Origin of the sequence: Longimicrobium sp. (assembly GCF_036399935.1) — a bacterium.
In the GTDB taxonomy this organism is placed as follows: domain Bacteria; phylum Gemmatimonadota; class Gemmatimonadetes; order Longimicrobiales; family Longimicrobiaceae; genus Longimicrobium.
On sequence record NZ_DASWMD010000045.1, the window covers coordinates 1 to 14302 of the forward strand.

At 72.1% G+C, this 14302-nt stretch carries 14 protein-coding genes; 9 read left to right on the plus strand and 5 right to left on the minus strand.

Annotated elements, in window-relative coordinates:
* Positions 1–198: 198 nt before the first annotated feature.
* Entirely contained in the window at positions 199–1437 is a 1239-nt protein-coding gene (locus VGB24_RS14130) for a GAF domain-containing protein (RefSeq protein ID WP_331073595.1), read from the plus strand.
* A gap of 10 nt (positions 1438–1447) precedes the next feature.
* A complete protein-coding gene (gene trpD, locus VGB24_RS14135; RefSeq protein WP_331073596.1) occupies positions 1448–2494 on the plus strand; it encodes an anthranilate phosphoribosyltransferase in 1047 nt (348 codons plus the stop codon).
* A 400-nt stretch (positions 2495–2894) separates the two neighbouring features.
* Here the strand turns inward: trpD and VGB24_RS14140 are convergent, their stop codons facing one another.
* Both VGB24_RS14140 and lexA read right to left on the minus strand, forming a co-directional pair.
* A complete protein-coding gene (locus VGB24_RS14140) occupies positions 2895–3029 on the minus strand; it encodes a hypothetical protein (protein WP_331073597.1) in 135 nt (44 codons plus the stop codon).
* A 145-nt stretch (positions 3030–3174) separates the two neighbouring features.
* Positions 3175–3798, minus strand: a complete 624-nt coding sequence (gene lexA / locus VGB24_RS14145; protein ID WP_331073598.1) for a transcriptional repressor LexA — start codon at positions 3796–3798, stop codon at positions 3175–3177.
* A 93-nt stretch (positions 3799–3891) separates the two neighbouring features.
* Here lexA and trpC point away from each other — a divergent pair, with 93 nt between their 5' ends.
* From trpC to VGB24_RS14180, 7 genes are read left to right on the plus strand one after another with little or no spacing between them, the layout of a single operon-like run.
* Positions 3892–4698: an indole-3-glycerol phosphate synthase TrpC gene (trpC, locus tag VGB24_RS14150; protein WP_349263923.1), complete on the plus strand. Its 807-nt coding sequence runs from the start codon at positions 3892–3894 to the stop codon at positions 4696–4698.
* Positions 4695–5357: a phosphoribosylanthranilate isomerase gene (locus VGB24_RS14155; RefSeq protein WP_331073600.1), complete on the plus strand. Its 663-nt coding sequence runs from the start codon at positions 4695–4697 to the stop codon at positions 5355–5357. Before trpC ends, VGB24_RS14155 begins: the two co-directional genes overlap by 4 nt.
* On the plus strand, positions 5357–6574 hold the full coding sequence (trpB, locus tag VGB24_RS14160; RefSeq protein WP_331073601.1) for a tryptophan synthase subunit beta: 1218 nt from the start codon (positions 5357–5359) through the stop codon (positions 6572–6574). Before VGB24_RS14155 ends, trpB begins: the two co-directional genes overlap by 1 nt.
* Positions 6575–6613: 39 nt before the next feature.
* Positions 6614–8296 carry a HEAT repeat domain-containing protein gene (locus tag VGB24_RS14165; protein ID WP_331073602.1) on the plus strand — a complete coding sequence of 561 codons (1683 nt, stop codon included), beginning with the start codon at positions 6614–6616 and terminating at the stop codon, positions 8294–8296.
* Positions 8293–9765: an HD-GYP domain-containing protein gene (locus tag VGB24_RS14170; RefSeq protein ID WP_331073603.1), complete on the plus strand. Its 1473-nt coding sequence runs from the start codon at positions 8293–8295 to the stop codon at positions 9763–9765. Before VGB24_RS14165 ends, VGB24_RS14170 begins: the two co-directional genes overlap by 4 nt.
* Positions 9743–10558: a tryptophan synthase subunit alpha gene (trpA, locus tag VGB24_RS14175; protein WP_331073604.1), complete on the plus strand. Its 816-nt coding sequence runs from the start codon at positions 9743–9745 to the stop codon at positions 10556–10558. The genes VGB24_RS14170 and trpA overlap by 23 nt, the downstream gene beginning before the upstream one ends.
* The gene (locus tag VGB24_RS14180; protein ID WP_331073605.1) at positions 10555–12672 is read left to right on the plus strand and encodes a methyl-accepting chemotaxis protein; all 2118 of its coding nucleotides are present in this window, start codon (positions 10555–10557) and stop codon (positions 12670–12672) included. Before trpA ends, VGB24_RS14180 begins: the two co-directional genes overlap by 4 nt.
* Here VGB24_RS14180 and VGB24_RS14185 read toward each other — a convergent pair.
* From VGB24_RS14185 to VGB24_RS14195, 3 genes are all read right to left on the minus strand, one after another.
* A complete protein-coding gene (locus VGB24_RS14185) occupies positions 12665–13423 on the minus strand; it encodes a nucleotidyl transferase AbiEii/AbiGii toxin family protein (protein WP_331073606.1) in 759 nt (252 codons plus the stop codon). The two genes, VGB24_RS14180 and VGB24_RS14185, sit on opposite strands and share 8 nt — an antisense overlap.
* Before the next feature lie 7 nt (positions 13424–13430).
* Positions 13431–13700: a hypothetical protein gene (locus VGB24_RS14190; RefSeq protein WP_331073607.1), complete on the minus strand. Its 270-nt coding sequence runs from the start codon at positions 13698–13700 to the stop codon at positions 13431–13433.
* Positions 13701–13772: 72 nt separating this feature from the next.
* Positions 13773–14243, minus strand: coding sequence for an AAA family ATPase (locus VGB24_RS14195; RefSeq protein WP_331073627.1), 471 nt, complete (start codon positions 14241–14243; stop codon positions 13773–13775).
* Positions 14244–14302: the final 59 nt, after the last annotated feature.

A 14302-nucleotide genomic window follows, 5' to 3' on the forward strand; every position in this document is an offset into this window, starting at 1 on the left:
ATGCGCTTTCGCACTCACGCACTCACGCACTCACGCACTCACGCACTCACGCACTCACGCACTCACGCACTCACGCACTCACGCACTCACGCACTCACGCACTCACGCACTCACGCACTCTTCCCGCCTCCCCGATTGACACCCGCACCCCGCCCCGGTAGCATTCCGAAGTCCTTTCCGCGCACGACGATCCACCCTTTGTCCAACTCCGGCGTCATGCTGTTCCCCGTGCGGCTGCACGATGCGGTCGACACCGAAACCGTCCTGCGGCGCCTGCTCCCCGTCCTGGCGGGGCACAAGGGCGAGCGCCGCGTGGCGTACGCCGAGTACGACGCCCCGCGCGGCGTGCTCGTGCGGCGCTGGACGCTGGTGGAGGGGGGCACCGTGGACGAGGCGGCGATCGAGATCGAGCCCGCCCGCCTGCACTCGCTGCTGATGGACGACGCCGGCGGCGACCGCCCGCTGCGCCCGGCGGATTCGGCGCCCGTGTGGGTGCTGCGCGACCTGATCCCGGGGCTGGACCCCGAGCGCGCGTGGATTCGCGTGCGCGCCATCGCCCACGACGGGGCGATGATGGGCGTGCTGCTGGTCAGTGAGACGCGCCGGTTCAGCCTCACCCGCAAGACGGACGACGGCTCCGTTCCGGCCGCGGGCGACGTGCTGGAGATGGCGCTCGCCCGCGCCCGGTCGCTGCGCGAATCCCCCGCGCTGCTGGACGGCGGTGCGCCCGTGGGCCTGGCCGATTCCGTCGTGGAGCGGCTCAAGGAAAGCGAGCGGGCCATCGCCGACGCGCGCGCCGAGGTGGAGCGCACCCGCGAGCGGGTGGAGGCGCTGGAGCGCGCGGCCGGCGGTGCCACCGAGCTGCTGATGGACGCCCATGTGGAGCTGGACCGGCGCGCGGGCCGCCACCAGCGCCAGACGCGCGTCATCTTTTTGCTGCGCAAGCTGCTGGAACAGAACGCCGGGGGGATGCCGCCGCGGGAGCTGGCCGGGGAGATCGTCCGCACCGTGGCCGAGGCGTTCGGCGGGGGGCGCTGCTCGCTGCTGCTGGTGCACGGCGCGGACGGTGAGCACGAGCTGCGGCTGGGCGCCGCCGTGGGGCTGCCCCCGGAGGTGGACGCCGACCTCGTGCGGATTCCGCTGGGCTCCGGCATTTCCGGACAGGTGGCGCACACGCGCACCCCGCTCGTCGTGCGCGACCCGCACGAGGGCGACGGGTCGGCGCTGATGCGCGACGACTGGTACACCACCGATGCCTTCGTGTCGCTGCCGCTGATTTCGCGCGGGCGGCTGCTGGGCGTGCTGAACCTCACCAACTTTCGCTCCGGCACCGTCGACGACGCCGAACTGGAGCAGCTTCGGCTGGTTTCGCTGTGCGTCGCGCTTCTCGCCGACCACGCGGGCCTTTCCGAGCGGCTGTTCGACGATGCCGCCTGACCCACCGTCCATGACTGCTGACGATCCCAAGGCCCTGCTCGACGCCGACCTCGCGGAGCTGATCCGCCGTGCCACCGAGCGCCCCCTGACCGCGGAAGAGGCCGAGCGTGCTTTCTCCGACGTAATGGAGGGGCGCGCCTCGCCGGTGCAGATGGCCGCGCTGCTGGTAGCGATCCGCGTGCGCGGCGCCACGCCGCAGGAGGTGGCGGGTGGCGTCCGTGCCCTGCGCCGCGCCATGGTGCCGGTCGTCACCGCGCCCGAGGGGCTGGTCGACACCTGCGGCACCGGCGGGGGCGCGCTCACCACCTTCAACATCTCCACCGCCGCCGCGCTGCTGGCGGCAGGCGCGGGGGTGCGCGTGGCCAAGCACGGCAACCGCAGCTTTACCTCGCGCTGCGGCAGCGCCGACGTGCTGGAGGCGCTGGGCGTGCGGCTGGAGTTGGACCCTGAGCGCGAGGCGCGGGTGCTGGAGGAGTGCGGAATCGTGTTCATGTTCGCGCCCCTTCACCACCCGGCCATGCGCCACGTGGGCCCCATCCGGCGCGAGCTGGCGATGCCGACGGTGATGAACGTGCTGGGCCCCGTCACCAACCCGGCCGGCGCGCGGCGGCAGGTGGTGGGCGTAAGCGACCCCGCGCTGCTGGAACTCATCGCGGGCGCCCTGCTGGAGCTGGGGCACGAGCGGGCGCTGGTGGTGCACGGCCAGCCCGGGATGGACGAGCTGAGCCCGCTGGGGACCACGGAGATCCTGGAGGTGGATGGGGGCAGGATCACCCGCCGCACCTTCGACCCGGTGGAAGAGCTGGAGTGGCCCCGGTTCGACGCGTTGGGGCTGGAGGGTGGGGAACGCGACGACAACGCGCGGAAGATCGAGGGCGTGCTGCGCGGCGAGATCGGAGGCTCGGCGCGCGCGGCCGCGGTGTTGAACGCGGGTGCCGCCATCTACTGCGCGGGAATGGCCGAGTCGCTCGTGGCCGGCGTCGCCCTGGCGGACGAGTCGCTGGAAGCCGGGGCGGGGTACGCTAAGCTCGAGGCGCTGCGCCGCGCCACGCGGTAGGGCCTCGGTAGGGAAACCGAGGGTTCGAGGCGGTTCGACAGAGGCCGGCGCATGCCGCGGCAGGCCCCTCCCCCGACCCCTCCCCGCATGCTGCGCATGCGGAGAGGGGAGAATTCGACTGCGTTTCGGCAGGTTTGGACGCGTGATGTTGAAGCCCCGAACCGGACGCGCGAGCGGCCGGTGTCGGGGCTTACCGCTTTTCGAGCGGCGGGGTTCACCCGCTCAGGGTGCGAGGCAGGTGGACTACCCTGACGTGCCCTGGTGCGTCTCGATCGAGGCCGGCGCATGCCGCGGGTGCGGCGGGTTTACCCGCTCCCGCCATGCCCGAACGCCCCCGCGATCCTGGTGATCGTGGGGGCGCTTCGTACCTGTTCATCGCGCCGATCCGGCGGCCGGAAGCCTACTTCGAAAAGACCGCGCGCAGCTCGAAGGGGCCGGGGATGGGTGGCGGCGTCTTGTCCTCCAGCACCATCATCCGCTTGTCGTTCTTTCCCAGCTTTCCCACCACGAACAGCACCGAAGCCTCGGACTTCATGGCACTCCCTTTCACGTGGCGCCCGGCACGCGCCGGGCGAAGATCGGCCCGGACCCGCACCCGTGCCAGCCGCCCGAAGGCGGGGCCGGTGCAGGGCCGGCGGACGCGCCCGCCAGCCGGCCGGACGTCGTCCATGGTCACCTGATCAATACTTGCGGATCACGCCCACCACGATCCCCTGGATCGCCACGGCGTCCGCCGGAAAGTACATGGGCTTCATGGTCTCGTTGGCCGGCTGCAGGCGAATGCGGTTGCCCGGCTCGCGGTAGAACTTCTTGACCGTCGCCGAGCCGCCCACCGTTCCGTCCGACACCAGCGCCACCACCATCTCGCCGTTCTCCGCCGTCTGCCGCGAGTTGACGATGATGTAGTCGCCGTCGCGGATCTGCTCCTCGATCATGGAGTCGCCCCGCACCCGCAGGACGTAGTTCTCGCCGCGCCGCACCATGTCGTGCGGAACGGTGACCGTTTCTTCCATGCCGTCGGGCACCGCCTCGATGGGCAGGCCCGCCGCCACCTCGCCCTTCAGCGGCAGCTCCAGCGCCGGGGCGTGAAGGTCTGCCCGGACGATCTCCAGCGAACGGCTCTTGTTGTAGTTCTTCCGGAGAAAGCCCTTTTGCTCCAGATTGGTGAGGTGCTCGTGCACCGTCGCCAGCGAGTTGTAGCCGAAGTGGTCCGCGATCTCCTCGTAGCTCGGCGAGTAGCCGTTCGATTCGACGAAGCTCTCGACGTAGTCGAGGATCTGCCGCTGCTTCTTGGTGAGCGCCATCCGCCTCTCCACTGGGTTCCGGGTGTGCCGTCCGAACAGGTACCGAAGCAATATGCCCGAACGCAAACCGAAGCGCAAGGTTCTGGTGAAACTTTGAGTGCAAGCATCCTGGATCGGATCGTAGAAACCAAGCGCGGCGAGGTGAAAGCCACCTCGCCGCGGCTTGCCGAATACCGCGACATTGCACGCCAGGCGCCGCCCCCGCGCGGGTTCGCGGCCGCGTTGAAGCACCCCGGCGAAGTGCGCCTGCTGGCCGAGGTCAAGCGGCGCTCCCCCTCGGCCGGCGACATTCGCCCGGGGGCGGACGCGGCGGAGATCGCCCGCGCCTACGCCGCCGGGGGCGCGGCGGCGCTCTCCGTTCTCACCGACCGCGACTATTTCGGGGGTGACCTGGATGCCCTTCGCGCCGTCCATGCGGCGGTGGCGCTGCCCATCATCCGCAAGGACTTCGTGATCGACCCCGTGCAGGTGTGGGAGGCGCGCGCCGCCGGGGCCGACGCGGTGCTGCTGATCGCCCGTATCCTCGACCAGCCGCTGCTGGAAGAGCTGCACGGGCTGGTGCGCGAGCTGGGCATGGATGCGCTGGTGGAGGCGCACACGGCGGAGGAGCTGGACCGCGCGCTGGCGGCGGGGGCCACCCTGGTGGGAGTGAACAACCGGGACCTCGATACCTTTGCCACCCGGCTGGAATTGTCGCTGGAACTGGCGGCCGGAGTACCCGAATCCGTCACCTATGTCGCCGAAAGCGGCATCCGCACGGCGGCGGACGTGGACCGCCTGGGTGCCGCCGGGGTGGACGCCATCCTGGTCGGCGAGTCGCTGATGCGCCAGCCCGACGTGGCCGCCGCCGCCACCGCGCTCGCCGGCCGCGCGAAGGCCGCCGGGACGCGCCCCGCATGACCTGGCCGCCCGCCGTAAAAGTGTGCGGCCTGATGCGGCCAGAAGATGCTGCGGTTGCCTCCGCGGCGGGGGCCGCGTACCTGGGGGTGATCCTTGCGCCCGGCGGAAAAAGAACCGTGACGGCGGCGCGCGCAAACGTTATACTTGGCGGCATACCGGCAAGGCGCGTGGGCGTGTTCGTGGATGCGGGCGAAAACGAGCTTCTCGCGGACGCCCGGGAGGCCGGCCTGCACGTCCTTCAACTGCACGGCGACGAACCGCCCGAGCTGGCGGACCGAATGCGTGCCGCGGGGTACGAAGTGTGGAAAGCGGTCCGCGCGCGCGGCGCCGACGACTTCTCCCGGGCGGCGCGGCGGTACGCGGGCGCGGTGGACGCGCTGCTGCTGGACGGGTACAGCCCGGCGGCGCACGGGGGCACGGGCACCCGCTTTCCCTGGGCCGAGGTGGCGGAGCGCCTGGGCGAGCTTCCGCCCGGGATGCGGCTGGTGGCGGCGGGCGGGCTGACGCCGCGCAACGTGGCCGAGGCCGCGGCGATCCTTCGCCCCCACGCGGTGGACGTGAGCTCCGGGGTGGAGGCCTCGCCGGGGGTCAAGGACCCCGACGCGGTGCGGGCGTTCGTCGAGCAGGTGCAATCCCTTTCCTTCAAGCAGGTGCGTTGATGGCGTTCGAGGCAGGTGCGGCGGGTGCCGCGTGGGCGGACGGGATGTCCGGGCGGTTCGGCGACTTCGGCGGGCGCTTCGTTCCCGAAACCCTGGTCACCGCGCTCGACGAGCTGATCGGCGTGTACGGCGAGGCCGCCGCCGACCCGGCGTTCTGGGACGAGCTCGGGGCCCTGTGGCGGGACTTCGTGGGCCGGCCCACACCGCTGTACCGTGCCGACCGCCTGGGCGAGGCGGCGGGGGGCGTGCGGGTGTACCTGAAGCGCGAAGACCTGAACCACACCGGCGCGCACAAGATCAACAACTCGCTGGGGCAGGTGCTGCTGGCGCGGCGCATGGGCAAGTCGCGCATCATCGCCGAAACCGGCGCCGGGCAGCACGGCGTGGCCACCGCCACCGCCTGCGCGCTGTTCGGGATGGAGTGCATCGTCTACATGGGCGAGGAAGACGTCCGGCGGCAGGCGCTGAACGTGTACCGCATGAACCTGCTGGGCGCCGAGGTGCGCCCCGTGTCCAGCGGCACGCGCACCCTCAAGGACGCCACCAACGAGGCCATCCGCCACTGGGTGACCCACGTCCGCGATACGCACTACATCATCGGCTCGGTGGTGGGCCCCGATCCGTACCCCCGCATGGTCAGGGACTTCCAGTCCGTCATCGGGCGCGAGTCGCGGGCGCAGTTCCTGGAGGTGGAGGGGCGCCTTCCCGCCGCGGTGGTCGCCTGCGTGGGCGGCGGCTCCAACGCCATCGGCATGTTCCACCCGTTCGTGGGCGACGAGGGGGTGGAGCTGGTGGGGGTGGAGGCCGCGGGGGACGGGGTGGATACGCCCCGCCACGCGGCCACGCTGACCGCCGGCAAGCCGGGGGTGCTGCACGGCTGCCTGAGCTACCTGCTGCAGGACGAGGCGGGGCAGGTGGCGGCGGCGCACTCCATCTCCGCCGGGCTGGACTATCCCGGCGTGGGCCCGGAGCACTCGTACCTCAAGGACGCCGGCCGCGCGCGGTACACCTCCATCACCGACGCCGAGGCGCTGGACGCCTTCGGGCGGCTGGCGCGGCTGGAGGGGATCATCCCCGCGCTGGAGTCGGCGCACGCCATCGCCTACGTGCTGCGCGAGGGCGCCCGCTGGAAGGACGCCGGCCCCGTGGTGGTGTGCCTGTCCGGCCGCGGCGACAAGGACGTGGCCCAGGTAGCCGACATGACCGGCGCCCGCTGACCCGGCCGCGCCCCGCCGTACCATCCTCCTCTCCACTCCATGACCGACACCCTGCTCCATCCCTCCCCGTACGCCGCCGCCCCGCACGGGGACGGCGACGCCGCGGTGCGCGCGGATGTTCAGGAAGTGGTGCGCGGCTTCGCCAAGGCGCTGCGCACGCACCTGCTGTACGAGGGCCAGTCGCCCTCGCTCGACCGCTTCGTCGAGTCGCTGCGCGAGCGGATGGGGGCGCTGTGGAGCCGGCTTCCGTTTCTGCGCGTGCAGATCGAGGAGCGCGAGATCGTGTGGGAGGGGGCCGCCGCCTACGTGGGCGAGGAGCGCGACAACCTGGCGTTCCTGCTGTACCGCGACGGCATCCGCGAGCTGAGCTTTCAGCCGGGGTTCGAGGGCGACGACCTGGACCGCTTCGTGTCGCTGCTGGCCCGGGCCCACCGGCTGCGCGCGGACGAGGAAGACCTGCTGACCCTGCTGTGGGACCACGACTGGGAGTGCCTGCGCTACCGGTACGTGGAGCCGCTGGGCGAGGGGGTGAAGCCGCCCGAGGCCTCCGGCCAAACGGCCTCGAAGGCGCCGCGCCCGCCGCGCGAGGACCCCGAGCCGGCCAGGAGCGTTTCGACCGAGGACTTCCAGGAGGCGCTGTACTTCCTGGACGAGGGCGAGATGCGCCGCCTGGAGGCGGAGCTGCACCGCGAGATGGGGCGCGACCTGTGGACCGACGTCCTGAACGCCCTCTTCGACCGGCTGGACGACGGGACCCCCGAGCGCCAGAAGCAGGTGATCGGCATCTGCGGCGACATCCTTCCCACCCTGCTCGGAGCGGCGCGGCTGGGCACGGCGGCGTACATGCTGGCCGAGCTGGTGAAGACCGCCACCGCGGGGCGCTTCGGCCCGGCGGTGCTGCGTTCGATGAGGGGCCTCTTCTCGCAGCTGGCCCAGGCCGAAACGGTCGTGGAGCTGGCGCGCATCGTGGAGCAGGAGGGCGAGGCGCTGGACCGCGAGCAGCTTTCCGCGCTGCTGGCGTTCTTTCCCCCCGACGCGCTGGGCCCCCTGCTCAAGGCGGGCGAGTGCAGCGCCGCGCCCGGCTCGCGCGCGGCGCTGCTGGCCGCGGCCGAGCGGCTGGCGTCCATCACCCCCGCGGCGCTGCGCCCCCTGGCCGCCGCCGCCGACCCCGACGTGGCCGCGGGCGCCGCGCGCCTGATCGGCCGGCTGAAGGTGGTGGAGGGCGGGCCCGACCTGGCCGGGCTGCTGGCCCATGCGGACGCCCGCGTGCGGCTGGCCGCGGTCGAGGCGCTGCAGGAGCTTCGCTCGCCCGCGGGGAGCGGGGCGCTGGAAACGGTGCTGGAAGACGCCGACCGCGACGTGCGGGTGGCCGCGGCCCGCGCGCTGGCGGCCCTGCGCTGGGCCCCCGCCCAGGCGCGGCTGGAGCAGGTGCTGGACTCGCGCCGCCTGCGCGAATCGGAGCTCACGGAGCGCATCGCCTTCTTCGAGGCCTACGGGGCGCTCGCCGGGGCCGAGTCGGTGGCGCTGCTGGACCGCGTCCTCAACGGCAAGAGCTGGCTGGGCCGGCGCGAGACGGGAGAGATGAGGGCCTGCGCCGCGCTGGGGCTGGGGCGGGTGCGCCACCCGGCCGCCGAAAAGGCGCTGGCCGCCGCCGCGGCGGACGCAGACCCGGTGGTCCGCAGTGCCGTGGGCCGCGCCCTTCGCGCGATCAAGCAGCCATGACCGAGCAGACCCTTTCCGCCGAGCCGCGCGCCTACCCGGGGGGCGGCGCCCCCACCGACGAGCGCGGCCTGCAGCGCCGCGGCCGCGACTTCCTGTTCGCCATCGCCGCCGCGCTGCGCTCTCTCCAGTTGTACCCGCTGGAAAACCAGGCGGTGGTCAACTCGCTGGGCGAGCTGGAATCCATCGCCCTGGAGCTGCTGGGGGTGGAGGAGCACATCACCCTGCGCTTCGTGGGCGACTTCTTCTTCGTCAACGACCTGCGGCTGCGCATCGACCTTCACAGCTACGCCACCTACGGCGCGGTGGGGCGGGCGCTGGCGGGGCACGGCATCGGCGAGGTGGAGGTGACCGCCGGCGTCACCGCCCCCGAGTGGACGGCGTTCCTGGCCGTGGTGAACACCGCGCCCGGGGGCGACGACCCCTTCGGCGCCTTCCTGGAGCGGCTGGGGCGCACCTCCGTGGTTCACCTGTCGGTGGCGCCCGACCGCGAAAGCGAGCCCGACCCGCGCGACGACGAGGCGCGCCGCATGGCCAAGCGCGCCTATGCGCAAACGGTGGCCGTGGCCCGCGAGGTGATGACGGGGCTGCGGATGGGGCGCGGGGTGAGCCTGCGCCCTGTGAAGCGGGCCGTGCAGTCCATCGTGGACCAGGTGCTGAGCAACGAGGCCAGCATCATGGGCCTCACCAGCCTGCGCGACTACGACGAGTACACCTTCACCCACTCGGTGAACGTGTGCATCTTTTCCGTGGCCCTGGGCAAGAAGCTGGGGTTCCACAAGAGCCAGCTGTACGAGCTGGGGCTGGGCGCGCTGCTGCACGACGTGGGCAAGGTGCGCATGCCGGTGGACCTGATCAACAAGGCCGGGCCGCTGACGGAACCCGAGTTCGCCGTGCTCAAGGAGCACCCGGCCGAGGGGCTGATGCAGCTGTTCGAGATGCGCGGCCTGGCCGAGCTGCCCCTGCGCGCCATGCTGATGGCGTACGAGCACCACATGAAGGTGGACCAGACCGGCTACCCGCGCTCCATCCGGCCGCGCAACCCCACGGTGTTCAGCCGCATCGTGGCCATCGCCGACGGGTTCGACGCGGCCACCACCAAGCGCAGCTACCAGGCGCAGCCGTGGCCGCCGGAAAAGGTGCTGCAGGAGATGCGCGACAACCCGGAGCGGGGCTTCGACCCGCTGCTGGTCAAGGCGTTCATCAGCATGACGGGCATCTACCCCGTGGGCAGCGCCGTCATCCTCGACACCTTCGAGCTGGCGCTGGTGACGGCCCGCAACCCGCGGCCCGAGGCGCTTCACCAGCCCATCGTGCAGGTGGTGTACGACGGGTTCGGGGTGCGGGTGGACCCGCCCCTCACGTACGACCTTTCGGAGCTGGACCCCGCGACGGGCAAGCCGCTGCGCACCATCATCAAGACCACCGACCCGGAGCGGTACGGAATCCATGCCGGCGACTTCTTCGTCTGACGTTTCGCTGTCCCGCGCGTTTTCCGCCGCCCGCGCGGAGGGACGCGCCGCCCTGATCCCCTACGTCACCGCCGGACACCCGCGGAAGCACGACACCGCCGGCATCCTGGACGGCCTGGCCGACGCCGGCGCCGACATCATCGAGCTGGGCGTGCCCTTCAGCGACCCGCTGGCCGACGGGCCCACCATCCAGCGCTCGTCGTTCGAGGCCATCGAGCAGGGCGTGGGGCTCCCCTGGGTGCTGGAGGCGCTGGCCGCCTTCCGCGCCCGCCGCGACACGCCCGTGGTGCTGTTCACCTACCTGAACCCCGTGCTGAACCACGGCGTCGACCGCTTCCTGGCCGACGCGGCGGCGGCGGGCGCGCAGGGGGTGCTGCTGACCGACCTTCCCGTGGGCGCCGACGCCGGCATCGAGGCGCGCTTCGCCGCGTCGCCGCTGGACCTGGTTCGCCTCCTGGCGCCCACGACCACGCCGGCGCGCGCGCGGGAGATCGCCGCCGCCGCCCGCGGCTTCCTGTACTACGTGTCGCGCACCGGGGTCACCGGCGCGCGGCAGGAGCTGCAGGCGGGGCTGGCCCGCGAGGTGGAAGAGGTGAGGGCGCTCACGCCGGTGCCCGTGGCCGTGGGCTTCGGCATCAGCACCCCGGAGCAGGCGGCCACCGTGGCGCGCGTGGCCGACGGGGTGGTGGTGGGAAGCGCGCTGGTGGAAACGCTGCGGACGGGCGGGGTGGACGACGGTCTAGCCTTCGTGCGGGCGCTGCGCACGGCCATCGAGGGAGCGCGCGCCGCGTGAACGCTTCCGCACAGGCCGCTTCGCGCGCGGGTCGGGTGCTGGCGACGTACGCCCGCGTGCTCCTGTGGCTGGGCGCCGCCGCCGCGCTGGCGGCGGCCGTCCTCGTGGGCGGGGGCCCGGGGTACACCCCGCTGTGGGCGGCGCTGGCCGGGCTGGTGGCCGTGGCGGCGCTGCGCCAGGGCGCGGTGCCGCTTTCCAAGTTCGCCTACGTCACCATGACGGTGGTGCCGGTGGGCGCGCTGACGCTGCTGGGGCAGCCCGCCGCGGCGGTGGTGGCCGCGTGGGCCGGCACCGCCGCGGGCGACCTGGCGCGGCGGAAGATGTGGTTTCCCGCGGGGGTCAACGCAGGGCGCGAGGCGCTGGCGGCGGCGGTCGGGGCCGGCGTGTACGCCCTGGCCTCGCGCTCCGCGGAGCTTCCCGCGCCCGAGCCGGCCGAGGGACTCGTCCCCGCGCTCTCCATCGACGGACTCCCCGCGCTGCTGGCCTACTTCCTGGGCTATTTCTTCGCCTCGCGCGGCCTGTTCTACTTTTCGCTCCTCTTCCGGGGCAAGCTCACCACCTCCGAGCGCAACGTCCTGCTGCGCTACGAGATCGTGTCGGCGGTGCTGGGGGTGATCGGCACGCTGGGCGTGGCGGCTGCGTTCGCGGTGTCGCGGTCGTGGGGCACCTTCGCCATGATCGTGTTCGTGGCCTTCGCCGGGCTCCTGGCGCGCATGCTGGTGGCCGAGGCCATCTCGTCGGAGGAGCTGCGCAAGGTGGCGGCGATGGAGGCCGTCATCACCGCGGGAATGCCGCTGACGGAGTCGATGGCGCGCATCGAGGAGATGGCGGGGCGGCTGATCGAGTGGAGCTGGCTTCACGTGTACTCGCTGCGCGGGGGCGACCTGGTGCTGGTGCACCCGCTGGCCACCGACCCCGAGGGGCTCGACGAGCTGCATCCCGTGCGGCTGGAGGTGTTCCGTTCGGGGGAGCCGTTCATCTCGGCCGACACGGCGCGCGAGGGGCGGGTGCCCGCCTCGGTGCCGGTGCGCTCCGTGGTGATGCACCCGCTGGCGTACGGCCGCAACGCGCTGGGGCTGCTGGAGGTGGGGCACCACCGGCCCGACGTGTACGGCATCCCCGAGCTGCGCCTGATCGAGCGGTTCGCGCGGCAGCTGGCCCTGGCGCTTCAGCTGGACGGGCTGGTGCGGCCGATGACGGAAAGCGCGCGCGAGATGGACGGCGCCCTGCGCACGCTGGGGGGACGGCTTTCCAGCCTGCGCGAAAGCGGGCAGGCCGTGGCCGTCACTGCCGCCGACATCCGCCAGCGCATCGCCGACCAGGGGCGGCGCACGGCGTACGGCCTGGGGCTGACGGAAGAGCTGGCGCGCTCGGCCGACGCCATGTCGGGCGACGCGGGAGAGACGGCCGGCGCCAGCCGCGACACCCGGCGCCTGGCCTCGGAGAACCGCGGGGCCATCGTCGAAGCCATCGGGCGGCTGGTGACGCTTCGCGACTTCGTGGACGAGGAGGGACGCGAGCTGGCGGCGCTGGCGGGGACGTCGGCGCAGATCGCGACCATCGTGGAAACCATCCGCGCCATCGCCGAGCAGACCAACTTGCTGGCGCTGAACGCGGCGATCGAGGCGGCGCGCGCGGGCGAGCACGGCCGCGGCTTCGCGGTGGTGGCCGACGAGGTGCGGAAGCTGGCGGACGACACCGAGCGCGCGGCGGTGCAGGCGCGCGACATGGTCGACGGGGTGCGGGGGCAGATGGGGTCGGCGCTGGAGCGCATGGAGCAGGGCTCGGCGCGCCTGGCCGGCGTGGGCGACCTGTCGCGGGCGGCGCTGGAGTCGGTGGACCGCATCGTGGCCGCCGCCGAGGCCGCCGAGGGGCTGACCACGCGCATGGCCGGACGGGCCGACGAGCAGCGGCAGCGGGTGGCGGGGCTGCGCGACGAGTTCGCCGCCGTCGCCAGCATCGCCGACGCCAACGGCGAGGGCGCCACGGTGGTGGCCGAAGCCGCGCGCCTGCAGGCGCAGACGCTGGAAGAGATCGAGCGCGCCACCCGGTCGCTCGGCGAGGTCTCCGAGCGCCTCACCGGCTACATCGCGCGCCTGCAGGAAGTTACGTAGAGGGCGGCGGCCCGAGCGTCTCGGGAATCTGTTGGGCGGACATCTCGACGCAGACCGCCGCGCACATCCGGATCGTGCCCTGGATGTCGGCTTCCTCGATCGGTACGAGGACGCGGAGCGGGAACGCGCTGAGGATCGGGCGATCGCGGGCTTGCATGAGGCCCCCCCCGACCAGGAGAGCATCGAGACCGGGGTCCGTTTCGAACAGGTCTCTGAGCAGGGAGCGGAATCGCGTCCGGGGATCGCCAGCGTCGTTCCGGTGCGCCCCCCTGGTCAGAATCACGTGCAGGTCCACGAAGTCGCGGGGCTCGAAACGGTCGCAGATCGCGTGGAGCTTGCCTGCGCAGATGTCGCGGTACGAAGCGACTCTCACGACCTCGGTGGTGGACTCCCGGGGGGCGAGATGGAACGGCGAATTGGCTGCGAAATCGAGCCTTACCGCCACTCCCGTCTCCTGGTTCCTCGCCATGACGCGCGCGAAGCCCCGGCTCGCGGAGTGCAGCCGCTCCATCGTGAAGCCTTCCGCCTCGGCGAGCGGAACGATTGCGTCCCGGAAATGCTGCGCGTTCAGGCCGGTATCCCCGAAGAAATCCAGGTCCTCAGATTCGCGGTGGCCCAGGTAGTACGCGGCCAGTGCCGTCCCGCCTTCCAGCCGCAGGTCCGGTGCTCCGTACTCGTCCGCCGCCCGGCCGACGATTTCCATCAGCCGGATGTGCGTAGGGCTGACGACCTCCGGGTTCGCGGTGATCACGCTCGGGCTACGAGTTGGAGTTCGCGCCATGACGTTGCTGAAGCTTCTCGATGACCAGAGCCCAGAAGGCGCGGATGTGATCGGGAAGGACCAGCTGGTCGAAGTGGCGGGTCAGCGTCTCGGCGGAAACCAGCTGGCGTACGAGGTTCAGGTTCCCTTCCCGCAGCACTCGCGAGATCACGTACGGGTTGTCGTGATCGATCTCCACGTCCTTCTGCAGGTCCCAGAACAGTTCCGGGAAGTCACCGTAGCGGTACGGGCGGGAGTCGGTGCTCATCGCGGGATCCTTTTGAGTGCTGGCACCTAAGTTGGAGCGCGAGGTGAAGTACGGCAACGATCCTGCCGCGGTTTACATTCTCGGACGGACGATGTACAGGTGGGTGTAGCCCTCGCTCGGGAGCTCGGCGAGGGCTTGCTGCATGTGCCCATGATGGAGTTCCACCACGTCGGGGGCCACGCGGCGCTGGCGCGTCTGCTGCCGGGCGACGCACAGGTCCAGCGGCGCGTCGAAGGCGATGGCCACCACCGGGCGCCCGTGCTCGGCCGCCATCTCGCGCAGCCGCTCCCGGCTCCATGGCGCCAGGTTGGTGGCGTCGGCGACCGCCCTGCGGCCGTGGGCGAGCCGGCCGTACACGAGGGCATCGAACACGGCGAACGCCGCGCGGCTGGCGGCCTGGCTGCCTTCATCGTCCGACACCATCCGGCGGCACTCGTCGGACGACACGATCTCGTTCGCGGGGAAGCGCGTGCGGGCGAAGGTGCTCTTTCCGCAGCCGGACGGGCCGACCAGGATCACCAGGGCGTCCGGCGGAATGTCCATCTCAGACACGGGATGCTCGGTCGTGCGCGGAGCCGACCGAGGATCCGGTTCGGCCGGGT